Origin of the sequence: Caulobacter sp. RHG1, from assembly GCF_013181195.1 — a bacterium.
Classification (GTDB): Bacteria; Pseudomonadota; Alphaproteobacteria; order Caulobacterales; family Caulobacteraceae; genus Caulobacter.
Genome location: NZ_SMZP01000001.1, coordinates 210534 through 222794, shown reverse-complemented (window position 1 = coordinate 222794; position 12261 = coordinate 210534). Strand labels below are relative to the sequence as shown.

Below are 12261 nucleotides of genomic sequence, written 5' to 3'. Positions count from 1 at the left end.
TGCGGACAGGGTGGCTTTCGAGGAGCTTCATGGACGGTGCGCATACGCCCGTGTCGACGCCGGCCAGCGGCGAGACACTGACCTTCGGCCAGACGATCGCGCCGGGGTCGCTGATCGGCCTCAGCCTGAAGAACGGCCTGCTGAACATCATCACGCTGACGCTGTACCGCTTCTGGGGCAAGACCGAGGTGCGCCGGCGCGTGTGGTCGCACGTCACCCTGAACGGTGAGCCTTTCGAATACACCGGCCGCGGCAAGGAGCTGTTCCTGGGCTTCCTGACCGCCATGCTGCTGGTCGGCGTGCCCTATCTGGCGTTGATCCTGGCCATCCAGTTCGTCAGCCCGCTGTTCGCGTTCCTGCTCGTGCCCGTCTACATCGCCGTGATCGTCTTGGTCGGCATGGCGATCTTCATGACCTGGCGCTACATGGCCAGCCGCACCGTCTGGCGCGGCGTCCGGTTCCAGCTGCGCGGCAAGGCCGGCGGCTATGGCTGGACCTATCTGGGCTATGCGCTGCTGAACGGCGTCACCCTGGGCTGGTTCAGCCCGGCCATGACCATGCGCCTGGCCGCCCGCATCTGGGGCGGGATGAGCTATGGCGACCAGCCCGTCAGCTGGAAGCGCGCCAACAAGCACAACCTCTACGGTCCGTTCGCCATCGCCTGGGTCGTCGGCCTGATCGGCTACTTCGCCATGATCGCGGCGATGATCCCGATGTTCATGGAGATGGGCCGCAGCGGAACCGAGCCCGGCGCGATGTTCATCGTCCGGGTCTATGGCTACGCCTTCGTCTACGCCCTGGTGATCGTCATCGCTTCGGCCGCCTACCACGCCGCGGTGATGCGCGAGATCGCCGCCTCGATCCGGTTTGGCGACGCCAGCCTGGCGCTGGACGTCAAGGGCGGGGCGCTGCTGGGCCTTTCTCTGACCAACCTGCTGATCATCGTGCTGAGCCTGGGCTTCCTGCAGCCGGTGGCCATGGCCCGATCGGCCAAGTTCATGATCGAGCGTCTGACCAGCGCCGGCGTCGCGCCGTTGGACCAGGCCCAGCAGGCGCCGCGTGGTCCCAAGACGGGCGAGGGCCTGGCCGACGCCTTCGACGTCTCGCCGTTCTGACGTGGACGGGCTGCTGTTCGACGGCCGGGTCGCACGGCCCTGGCCGGCTCACGTCGCGGTCGAGGCCGGACGGGTGCGGGCGCAGGCCGTGGACGACGCCTCCGTCGGCGTCGACTGGCCGCTGGCGGCGGTGCGCGAGACGCTGCGCAACGACGGCCGCTACGCCCTGACGCAGGGCGAAGACGACGCGCGCCTGGTCGTCGACGCCGAGGCCTGGCGCGCCGCCTCTGGACGTTCGCACCGCCAGATCGCCAAGCGCGGCCGAGGGCGCGAATGGGCGCTGATCGGCGGCCTGGCGGCTGCGGGTCTGGCGGTCGCCGCGACGGTCTTCATCGGCGTGCCGATGGCCGCGCGGCCTCTGGCCATGCATACGCCGCCGAAACTGGAGGCCCGCTTCGGCGCCAACATGGAAGCGCAGCTGCGGGTGCCGTTCCGGCCTTGCAAGGGCGACCCTGAGGCGGCCGAGCTGCTGAGCGACCTGGGCTACCGGCTGGGCGAGGCGGCCGACAGCCCGTTCGAGATCCGGGTGCGGGCCGTGCGCGCGCCGTTCGTCAACGCCTTCGCCCTGCCGGGCGGCGCGATCCTGGTCACCGGTCCGCTGATCGAGGAGGCGCGCGGTCCCGACGAAGTGGCCGCGGTGCTGGCCCACGAAATCGCCCACGTCGAGCGCCGTCACGCCATGCAGGCCGCTTGGCGGGCCATGGGCGCGGGCCTGCTGCTGGACGCCGTCGTGGGCGGCGGCAGCGGGGCGGGGCAGCAACTGATCGTGCTGGCCGGAGGCTTCGCCGACCATCGCTTCAGCCGCGAGCTGGAAGCCGAGGCCGACGCGCGCGCCATAGAGATCCTGCAGGCCGAGAACATCTCGACGAAGGGCATGGCGGACTTCTTCGGGCGGCTGGCGCACCGGGGCGACGATCCGCGCCTGCGCCAGGCGGCCGAATGGTTCCAGACCCACCCTAACACCGCCGGCCGGGCGGAAAGGGCCCGCCGCGCCATCCGTCCGGGTCAGCCTTCGATGTCCGAGCGCGACTGGGCCGTGATGGGCCGCGTCTGCCGCACGGGCGACGAGGCAAAACCCAAATCGCGTAACACTGTGCGGTAAAGTGTCCACCCACCTTGGGCGGTAAGCACTTCCGCAACCGTTCGCATGGACGATGCGTCCCCTGAGGGAGACGCATGGACCGTCGGAATATCGAGCTGAAGATCTTTGGCCTGATCGCCAGCGTGGCGGCGGGCGTGATCCTGCTTGCCGTCTTTGCCCTGACGATCGCCACCCGCCATGCCGACATCCGCGAGCGCGAATACGAACAGACCCTCGTCGGAAATGGCTTGCGCCAGCGTGGCAAGGAGGTCCAGACCGCGCTCAATCCCTATGTCATCTGGGACGAGGCGATCATCAAGCTGGACAACCAGTTCGATCGCGCCTGGGCCAGCCAGAACATCGGCGCTTCGCTGGGCGGGGCGCTGGGGTATCGCGTGGTGTTCGTTCTCGACGCCGACGGCCAGCCGATCTACGGCCATGTCGACGGCAAGGACGTCGCGCCGGCCGCCTACAGCCGCTACGCCGCCGAGACCGGGCGCCTGGTGACTGAGGTTCGTTCGATCGAGGCCGATCCGCAGCAAGTCGCCGCCTTGCGCGCCGTGCACAAGAGCCGCGTCGAGGTGATCGGCGGCGAGCCTGTCCTGATGACCGTCTCGCTGATCCGGCCCGACCTCAAGGCCAAGACGCGCGGAACGCAAGCGCCGCTGCTGGTGACCGGCGTACCGGTGGCCAACAGCGTGGTGAAGGCCTTCTCGGACCGCTTCCTGCTGCAGAACGCCCGTATCGACGTCGTCACCGCGGCCAAGTTCGAGACCGACAGCGCCCAGGTTCAGCTGAGCCGCCTGGCGGACGGTCGCCGCGTGGTCCTGCGCTGGACGCCGCGCAAGCCGGGCGAGGAACTGCTGCGCTCGGCGACGCCGATGCTGGGCACGGCCCTGGTGGCGGCGGTGATCGGCGCGTTCCTGCTGTTCCGCATCACCCGCCGTGCGGCCAAGAAGCTTCTGCTCAGCGAGGCCGAGGCCAAGCACCTGTCGCTGCACGACCCGCTGACGGGCTTGGCCAACCGCACCCTGTTCACCGACCGCCTGGTCCACGCCCACGCCATCCTGCGCCGCAAGCCGGGGCACCTGGGCGTGCTGTGCATCGACCTGGACCGGTTCAAGGAGGTCAACGACACCTATGGCCACGACGCCGGCGACCAGCTGATCCGCGAGGTCGCGCGCCGCCTGAAGACCATCTGTCGCGAGACCGACACTATCTGCCGCCTGGGCGGCGACGAGTTCGCCGTCATCCAGCCCGACACCAATCCGTCCGGGGTCGCGACCCTGGCCCAGCGCATCGTCGAGGGCCTGTCAGGCGAGGTGGACCTCACCATCGGTCGCGCGCAACTGTCTTGCTCGGTCGGCGTGGCGGTGGTCTCCGACGCCGACCAGGGCCAGGCCGAACTGCTGCGCCAGGCGGATGTGGCCCTGTACCGCGCCAAGGAAGCCGGCCGTGGTCGCTTCGCCTTCTTCGAGCCCGAGATGGACGCCGCCCTGCGTCTGCGAAAGGGCCTGGAACGCGACCTGCGCGCCGCCTTGGACGACGAGGCGCTGAAGGTCGCCTACCAGCCGCTGACGGACGCCAAGGGCGCGATCGTCGGGGTAGAGGCCCTGGCGCGCTGGACCCATCCCCAGCGGGGCGAGATCGCGCCGGCCATTTTCATCCCGCTCGCCGAGTCCTGCGGCCTGATCGGCGCGGTCGGATCGGCCGTGTTCCGCCGCGCCTGCTACGACAGCCTGCGCTGGTCGGGGCTGGAGGTTTCGGTCAACGTCTCGGCCATCCAGCTGTCCAATCCAGGCTTCGTCGACGAGATGGTCGCCACCCTGGCCGAGACCGGCGCCCGCGCCGACGTCTTCATGCTGGAGATCACCGAGACGGCCTTGCTGAAGGACAGCGACGGCGTCCACGAGGCGCTGCGTCGCCTCAAGCGCCTGGGCTTCCGTCTGGCGCTGGACGACTTCGGCACCGGCTATGCCAGCTTGGCCTATCTGCGCCGCCATCCGATCGACAAGCTGAAGATCGACCGCTCGTTCGTCGCGAGCTTGCCGGGTAATGGCGAGAGCCTGGCCGTCGCCAAGGCCATCGTCAGCCTGGCCCGCTCCCTGAACCTCAAGACCACGGCCGAGGGCGTCGAGACCCAGGCCCAGATGGATTGCCTGGTGAAACTGGGCTGCGCCGAGTTCCAGGGTTTCCTGTTGGGCCGCCCGATGTCGGCCGACGCGATCGCCGGCGCCCGCGAGCTGGTGCGCTGACCTGCCCCTAGGGGAAGGATTGCGAACGACGTTCTCTCAAAGCATCCTGCCTCCCAACGAACAAGACGGGAGGGGACGATGGAGCAGTCGGGCGTCAGCCGCCGGGCTCTGGGCGCTTTGGCGCTGGGCGGTGCGGCCATGGGCTTGTCGGGGTGCGAGGGCGCGCACGACACGGACCTGAACCCCAAGAGCCGGCAGTTTCCCAAGGACTTCACCTGGGGCGTCGCCAGCGCTGCGTTCCAGACCGAGGGGGCGCAGGACGTCGACGGTCGCGGGCCCAGCGTCTGGGACGTGTTCGAGAAGGTCCCCGGCCATATCAAGGACGGCTCCGACGCCACGGTCGCCACCGACAGCTATCGCCGCTACCAGGACGATGTCGACCTGATCGCAGGCGCGGGGCTGGACGCCTATCGCTTCTCGATCAGCTGGTCGCGGGTGCTGCCCAGCGGCGAGGGGGCGGTGAACGTCGCCGGGCTCGACCACTATGCACGGCTGGTCGAGGCCTTGTTGGCCAAGGACATCGAGCCCTACGCCACGCTGTTCCACTGGGACCTGCCGCAGGGTCTGCAAGAGAAGGGCGGCTGGAAGGACCGCGACACGGCGCTGCGTTTCGCCGACTACGCCCGCGTGGTGGTCGATCGCCTTGGCGACCGGCTGAAGAACTACATCATCCTCAACGAAGCCGCCGTGCACGCGGTGTTCGGCCATGTGCTGGGCGAGGGCGCGCCGGGCCTGAAGGACGAGGCTCTGCTGGGGCCGGTGATCCACCACATGAACCTTGGTCAGGGCCTGGCCATCCAGGCTTTGCGGGCAGGGCGCAGCGACTTGCAGGTCGGGACCACCATGGCGCTGCAGCCCTGCCGTCCGGCCGGCGGGCCGTGGGCGATCTGGAACCGGCTGGCCTCCGACGGCCTCGACGCCCTGTGGAACAAGGCCTGGCTGGATCCCCTGTTCAAGGGGACCTATCCCAAGGACATGGACGAATTCCTGAAGGGCGTCGTGCAGGACGGGGACCTGGCGATCACGCGCCAGCCGGTCGACTTCCTGGGGGTGAACTATTACGCGCCGGCCTATGTGCGGCTGGATTTGAACGCGCCCGGCAAGATTGCGGTCGCCGCTCCGCCCAAGGGCTCTGAGCTGGACGCCTTCGGCCGCCACATCGATCCGTCGGGTCTGTTCGAGGTGCTCGACCGCGTGCGCCGCGCGTACGCGAGCCCGAAGATCCTGGTCACCGAGAACGGCTGCTCGGACGCCTTCAGCAACGGTCCGGCGGTCCTGAACGACCAGTTCCGCATCGCCTATCTGCGCCGTCACCTGCAGGCGGTGCTGGCCGCCCGCGAGGCCGGGTGTGACGTGCGGGGCTATTTCGAATGGACCCTGATCGACAACTTCGAATGGGACCTGGGCTACACGTCGAAGTTCGGCCTGGTGGCGATGGACCGCAAGACCGGGGTGCGCACGCCCAAGGCGTCGTACGCGTGGTTCAAGGCGCTGGCGGAGAGCGGGCGGTTGCCGGTTTGACGAAAACCGTCATCCCGCGACTTGTTCGCGGGACCCATTTGTCCCTCGCACGTGCGGAACGATCACGCTCTCCCATGCAAGCTGAACCATGGGTCCCGCGCATAAAGCGCGGGATGACGACCTTGTTTAGTCCGCCTTGCAGATCAGCACGTTCTTGCCGCCACGCTTGGCGGGCATGAGGCTGCCGGCGCAGGGGGCGGGGTTGGCCGGATCGATGATGACCTCGTTGGCTGCGACGGGCGCCGCAGCCGGCTTGGCGGGGGCGGGTTTGGGCGCCGGCTTCTGGGCCAGCGGCTGGGCAGCCGGCGTCGCGCCGATCGGCATCGAGGCGGGCTTGGAGACAGGCTGGGAAATCGGCTGAGCGATCGGTTGCGGGGCCGGGGTCTCGGCGGCCGGCGGCAGCGCCGGCGTCGGTTCGGCCGGCGTCGGCATGGTGGGCGCGGCGTTGTAGTTCAGCGCCTTGCCCAGGATCGACGACTTGGTCTCCAGCGTCTTGGCGCGGCGCTCGCAGTCGCTGGGCGGGCTCCAGCTCATCCACATCTGGGCCAGGCGCGCCTTGCTCACCGAGTCGGCGCCTTGCCAGATGGCCGAACCGCGCTTGATCTGCGCTGCGCCATATTGCGAGATCGGACGCGGGCTGGCCTTTTCGGCCGCCGTGATCGCCGTCGACATCACCTTCAGGTCCTTCTGGGCCTGCGTGCGCAGTTCCGGATAGGTCTTCAGCGCCGCCTGGACGCCGTCGGGGCCGGGGAACGCCTTCTCGATGCGCGTCACCTCCGGCATGACCCGATCGTACAGCGAGGCGTAGCCGCCCAGGGCGCCGTAGCACCAGGAGACATAGCCGTACTCGTCGGCGGGCGGAGCGTTCGGGCTTTGCGAGGCCATCGCCCCGTCCTGGGCCAGGAGAGCGATAGCAAGGAGGAGGGCGTTCGCCATGCGGGCGGATGTCCTTTCAGGGTACGTCGAGTCTGAACTAGAGCATTTCGACCGCGATTGGGACCGTTACGTGGCCGTTTCGGATCAAGCGGAGCCATAACGAGCGAGCGCCCGAAAAGCTCCACCGTAACGTCACCGGTCGTTTCGCGATCCGAAATGTCGCATTGCAACGAAGTCATGTGAACGATCATTCTCAATGTGCTAGAAGCGCTCCGAAGCGGTGATCCGAACGCCGCATCGCGCGTTTCCACCCGTCCGTCCGGCCTTGAGGCGATCCATGAGTTTCTGGCGCAACATCGCGAGCATCGCCGCCCGGCGCCTGGACCTGGCCGACTGCACCGAGTGCCCTGGCGGTCTGCCGGGCGAGGATCCGGCGTTCTCGACGGCGGTTACGGCGCTGGGCGCCAAGCTGGCCAAGGTCGACGGTCGCGCCGACGGCGGCGAGTTCCTGGCCTTCACCGAAGTCTTCCAGCCCGACCCGGCGTCGGAGCAGAACATCCACCGCCTGTACGACCTGGCCCGCCAGACGACGCACGGCTTCGAGAGCTACGCCAAGCGGCTGGCCAAGCGCTATTCCAGCTGCCCGCAGCTGCTGGAAGACGTGGTCGACGGCCTGTTTCACATCGCCAAGGCCGACGGCGTCGTCACGCACGACGAGCTTGAGTATCTGGAGCGGGTGTCGGACCTGTTCGGCATGTCTCCTCTGGCCTTCCGCCGCCTGCGGGCCACGCATCTGGGTGTCGGCGCCGATGATCCTTACGCCATCCTGGAAGTGCCGGAAGACGCCGACGACGCCACGGTCCGCAAGGCGTGGAAGATCGCTCTGTCCAACGCTCACCCCGATCGGGCCCGCGCTCGCGGCCTTCCCAGCGAGTTCATCGAACTGGCCGAGGCCAAGGCGTCGACGATCAACGCCGCGTTTTCGACGGTGATGCGCGAGCGTCGGGAACTGGGATTGGCCGTCGCGGGTTAGCCGAGACGATCCGTCTCGCCTTACGCGCACGGAAAAGACTTTTCATCCGCGTCCGGTGGGTGTTCAGTTGATATTCAGCGCTTGTGAACCACCTTTGGTGATCATGAGCGCTCACGAGAGGACCACGATGACCCACCCTGCTGCCTCGACGCCCTGGCATAACCTGGCCTGGATGTTCGGCGCGCTTGCGACCTCGGTCGCCGTGGTGGTCGGAGCCGTGCTGGCCGTGGTGTTCGCCGCCACCGTGGTCGTGGTCGGTTTCATGGGCAGCGCCCTGTTCGGCATCGCCGCCTTCGCCCTGCGCGGGCGCAAGGGCGGCAAGGGCCCCGTCGAGGACGGCCTGATCGAAGCCCGCAACGTCGGCGGCCACTCGTGGGTGGCCTACGGCTGGAACGAGCGGCGATAGGGCTCCTCCTTCTCTCCGGCTTTCGCCAGAGGAACGGTTTCAGCGACATTCCCTAACGTGGCCCTTGCTCCGGCCGCGCCACTCCCTCATCCTCCCATTCAAACAAGTGTTGGGAGGTTTCCATGATCGGTGTCGTCGCGATCCTGAAGGTTCAGCCGGACAAGTCGGCGGACTTCGAGAAGGTGTTCCTGGATCTGCAGAACAAGGTGAAGGCCAACGAGCCGGGCTGCCTTGTCTACCAGCTGACCCGCTCCAAGACCGAGGCCGGGACCTACAAGGTGCTGGAGCTCTACGCCTCCGAAGAGGCGCTGAAGGCCCACGGCGGCAGCGACTATTTCAAGGCGGCGGGCGCGGCCATGGGGCCGTTCATGGCCGGGCGGCCGGAGATCGAATATCTCGACGCGGTGGAGTAGGCCCTGATGGACCTTTCCTTCTCGCCTGAGGACCTGGCCTTCCAGCAGGAGGTCCGCGACTGGATCGCCAGCGCCTATGACGACGACCTGCGTCGCCAGATGGCGCGCTCGAAGAACGGCTATCTCGACAAGGCCGGTCAGGTGCGCTGGCAGAAGAAGCTGGCCGAGCGCGGCTGGGCTGCGCCGGACTGGCCGGTCGAGTGGGGCGGTGCGAACTTCACCGCCTCGCAGCGCTACATCTACAACATGGAGCTGTCGCTGGCGGGCGCGCCGACGCCGTCGCCGATGGGTCTGAAGATGTGCGCGCCGGTGATCCTGGCCTTTGGCACGGAAGAGCAGAAGCGTCAGCACCTGCCGCCGATCCTGACGTCCGACATCTGGTGGTGCCAGGGCTACTCCGAACCGGGTTCGGGCTCGGACCTCGCCAGCCTGCAGATGAAGGCCGAGCGAGACGGCGACGACTATGTCCTGAACGGCTCGAAGATCTGGACCACCCACGCCCAATGGGCCGAGTGGATGTTCTGCCTGGTGCGCACCTCGTCGGCGGGCAAGCCGCAGGAGGGCATCTCGTTCCTGCTGCTGCGCATGGACACCCCCGGCATCCAGATCAAGCCGCTGCCCACCCTGGACGGCCCGCCCGACGGCGAGCAGGAGATCAACCAGGTCTTCTTCGACAATGTTCGCGTGCCGGTCGCCAACCGCATCGGCGAGGAGAACAAGGGCTGGACCTACGCCAAGTACCTGCTCGAGTTCGAACGCGGCAACGCCTATGCGCCGGGCCTGATGAACATGCTCAAGAAGGTCAAGCGCATCGCCGCCCTGGAGCTCGCCGATGACGGTGGCCGGCTGATCGACGATGCGGCCTTCCGCGAGAAGATCACCAATCTGGAGATCCAGGTCGCGGCCCTGAACGCCACCGAATTGCGGATCTTCTCCGGCCGCGGGGCGGGCAAGGCGATCGGTCCGGCCTCTTCGATGCTCAAATGCGTCGGCTCCGAGCACCAGCAGGCGATCACCGAGCTGACCCTGGAGGCGGTCGGAACCTATGCCGCGCCGTTCGTCCAGGACCCGTGGTCCAACAGCAACGATCACAGCGCTGGCCCAGACTACGCAGCACCGGCCGCTCCGGCCTATTTTAGCTACCGCAAGGCCTCGATCTATGCGGGCTCGAACGAGATCCAGCGGAACATCATGGCGAAGATGGTGCTGGGGTTGTGAGGCCTTAGCGCCCCCTCCGTCACGAGGCTTCGCCTCGCGCCACCTCCCCCGTTTCACGGGTGAGGAGGAGATTGTCTTTCCTCCCCCGCATAGCGGGGGAGGTGGCCCGAAGGGCCGGAGGGGGCGCTCGCCACCCCCTCCCAGTATTTCTAACTAGCTTCGCTTGCGAACAAGTGTTTGGATCGCGCGCAACATATCCTGTTTCGGAAATCGCCCATGTCGCTCGACGCCCTGTTCAAGCCGTTCGAATTCAAGTCGCTGAAGCTGCCCAACCGGACGGTGATGGCGCCGATGACGCGGTCGTTCTCGCCGGGCGGCGTGGCCACCGACGATGTCGCCGCCTACTACCGCCGCCGCGCCGAGGGGCAGGTCGGCCTGATCGTCACGGAGGGCACGGGCGTGGCCCGTCCGGCCTCGCTGAATGACGCCAACGTGCCGCGCTTCCACGGCGAGCAGGAGCTTGCGGCCTGGAAGAAGGTCGTCGACGAAGTCCACGCCGCTGGCGGGCTGATCGCCCCGCAGCTTTGGCACGTGGGCGCTGCGCGCGGGAAGGATGTGCTGGGCAAGGTCGACAGCCCCTCGGGCCTGTCCAAGGCGGGCGGCAACCCGTTCACCGAGCCGATGACCGATTCCGAGGTCGCAGACACTATTGCCGCCTTCGCCACGGCCGCCGCCGACGCCAAGCGGCTGGGCTTCGACGCCATCGAGCTGCACGGCGCCCATGGCTACCTGATCGACCAGTTCTTCTGGAACGGCACCAATGTCCGCGACGATCTGTTCGGCGGCCCGACCATCGTCGAGCGCAGCAAGTTCGCCGCCGAGATCCTGAAGGCCGTCCGCGCCGCCGTCGGCCCGGACTATCCGGTGATCATCCGACTGTCGCAGTGGAAGCAGCAGGACTACGCGGTCAAGAACGCCGAGACGCCGCAACTGCTGGAAGCCTGGCTGCAGCCGCTGGCCGACGCCGGCGCCGATATTTTCCACTGCTCGCAGCGTCGCTTCTGGGAGCCGGAATTCGAAGGCAGCGACCTGAACTTCGCCGGCTGGGCCAAGAAGCTGACCGGCGCGCCGACCATCACCGTCGGCTCGGTGGGCCTGTCGGGCGAGTTCATCGCCGCGTTCGGCGGTGAGGGCAGCCAGCCCGCCTCGATCGACGGCCTGCTGGAGCGCCTGGAGCGCGGCGAGTTCGACCTCGTCGGCGTCGGTCGCGCCCTGCTGCAGGATCCGGAATGGGTCGTGAAGATCCGCGATGGCCGCAACGAGGAACTGCGCAACTTCGAACGCGAGGCGCTGGGCGTTCTCTACTAGCAGACCCCCCGTTCCGGGGCTGGGCGATGCGCCTGCCCCGGATCATCGTCGCCTCCAGTTCTGGAGGGAGGCGACGATGCACTGGATGCCCTATGTCGCGGGCTTGCTGGCCTTGCTGGCCATGGCGCTGCTGATCGCGGGAGCGCTCCTGCGAGAGGAGTGATTCCACAATCCTCCCCCGCCAGGGGGAGGATTTGGATCTAAGCGATCGTCGTCACCAGGCCGCCCTCGACCTTCAGCGATGCGCCGTTGGTGGCCGCCGACAGGGGGCTGGCGACGTAGGCGACCAGGCTGGCCACCTCCTGCGGCTCGATCATCCGCTGCAGCAGCGAGCTCGAACGGTGCTTGGCGAAGAACTCGGCCTCGTGCTCCTGGGGCGTGCCGTCAGGGTTGGTCGAGACGCTCTTCAGGAAATCGCCGACGCCTTCAGAGCGGGTCGGGCCGGGCAGGATCGAATTGACGGTGACGCCCGTGCCCTTGGTCGCCTGGGCCATGCCGCGGGCGACGGCCAGCTGGGCGCTCTTGGTCATGCCGTAATGGACCATCTCGCCGGGCGTCGCGAGACCCGACTCTGAGGAGATGAAGATCACCCGGCCCCAGTCGCGCTCCAGCATGCCGGGGAAGTAGCCGCGGGCCAGGCGCACGCCGCTCATCACGTTGACGTCGAACAGGCGCAGCCAGTCTTCGTCCGGGATGTCGGCAAACGCCTTCATCTCGTAGATGCCGATGTTGTTGACCAGGATGTCGACGCTGGGAACGGCCTTGAGCACCGCCGCGGCGCCTTCGGCCGTGGCCGCGTCGGCCAGCACGCCTTCCACCTTGCCGCCGATCTCGGCGAGGGCGGCGTCCAGCTTGTCCTGGCTGCGGCCGGTGACGAACACCTTGGCGCCTTCGGCGGCCAGGGCGCGGGCGATTTCCAGCCCGATGCCAGCCGTTGCGCCGGTCACCAGCGCGGTCTTGTCGTTCAGTTTCAGGTCCATCGCTGGGCTCCGTCGTTTGTCGGAGCCTCAAATGGGGCGCCCGCGACGACAGACT

The 12261-nt window shown here is 67.8% G+C and carries 11 protein-coding genes; 9 read left to right on the top strand and 2 right to left on the bottom strand.

The annotated features are described in order from the left end of the window. Positions 1–29 precede the first annotated feature (29 nt). From E1H18_RS01145 to E1H18_RS01130, 4 genes are all read left to right on the top strand, one after another. On the top strand, positions 30–1115 hold the full coding sequence (locus tag E1H18_RS01145) for a YjgN family protein (protein ID WP_172262885.1): 1086 nt from the start codon (positions 30–32) through the stop codon (positions 1113–1115). A gap of 1 nt (position 1116) precedes the next feature. Continuing rightward, complete coding sequence (locus tag E1H18_RS01140; RefSeq protein WP_172262883.1) at positions 1117–2217, top strand: M48 family metallopeptidase; 1101 nt, start codon at positions 1117–1119, stop codon at positions 2215–2217. Positions 2218–2291: 74 nt separating this feature from the next. Further along, positions 2292–4451 carry a bifunctional diguanylate cyclase/phosphodiesterase gene (locus E1H18_RS01135; RefSeq protein WP_172262881.1) on the top strand — a complete coding sequence of 720 codons (2160 nt, stop codon included), beginning with the start codon at positions 2292–2294 and terminating at the stop codon, positions 4449–4451. A 78-nt stretch (positions 4452–4529) separates the two neighbouring features. After that, a complete protein-coding gene (locus E1H18_RS01130; RefSeq protein WP_172262879.1) occupies positions 4530–5972 on the top strand; it encodes a GH1 family beta-glucosidase in 1443 nt (480 codons plus the stop codon). A gap of 126 nt (positions 5973–6098) precedes the next feature. Here E1H18_RS01130 and E1H18_RS01125 read toward each other — a convergent pair whose 3' ends face one another. After that, complete coding sequence (locus tag E1H18_RS01125; protein WP_172262877.1) at positions 6099–6908, bottom strand: hypothetical protein; 810 nt, start codon at positions 6906–6908, stop codon at positions 6099–6101. 277 nt (positions 6909–7185) lie between these two features. On the opposite strand from E1H18_RS01125, the gene E1H18_RS01120 reads away from it, so the two are divergent. The 5 genes from E1H18_RS01120 (at position 7186) to E1H18_RS01100 (ending at position 11226) form a co-directional block, all read left to right on the top strand. After that, positions 7186–7881, top strand: a complete 696-nt coding sequence (locus E1H18_RS01120; protein WP_172262875.1) for a DnaJ family molecular chaperone — start codon at positions 7186–7188, stop codon at positions 7879–7881. 97 nt (positions 7882–7978) lie between these two features. Further along, on the top strand, positions 7979–8287 hold the full coding sequence (locus E1H18_RS01115) for a hypothetical protein (protein WP_172262873.1): 309 nt from the start codon (positions 7979–7981) through the stop codon (positions 8285–8287). Positions 8288–8409: 122 nt separating this feature from the next. Beyond that, positions 8410–8700, top strand: coding sequence for a putative quinol monooxygenase (locus tag E1H18_RS01110; protein ID WP_172262871.1), 291 nt, complete (start codon positions 8410–8412; stop codon positions 8698–8700). A 6-nt stretch (positions 8701–8706) separates the two neighbouring features. Continuing rightward, a complete protein-coding gene (locus tag E1H18_RS01105; RefSeq protein ID WP_172262869.1) occupies positions 8707–9918 on the top strand; it encodes an acyl-CoA dehydrogenase family protein in 1212 nt (403 codons plus the stop codon). A gap of 216 nt (positions 9919–10134) precedes the next feature. Next, positions 10135–11226 carry an NADH:flavin oxidoreductase gene (locus tag E1H18_RS01100; RefSeq protein WP_172262867.1) on the top strand — a complete coding sequence of 364 codons (1092 nt, stop codon included), beginning with the start codon at positions 10135–10137 and terminating at the stop codon, positions 11224–11226. 200 nt (positions 11227–11426) lie between these two features. On the opposite strand, the gene E1H18_RS01095 is transcribed toward E1H18_RS01100, so the two are convergent. Then, complete coding sequence (locus E1H18_RS01095; RefSeq protein ID WP_172262865.1) at positions 11427–12206, bottom strand: SDR family NAD(P)-dependent oxidoreductase; 780 nt, start codon at positions 12204–12206, stop codon at positions 11427–11429. Between the last annotated feature and the right edge of the window lie 55 nt (positions 12207–12261).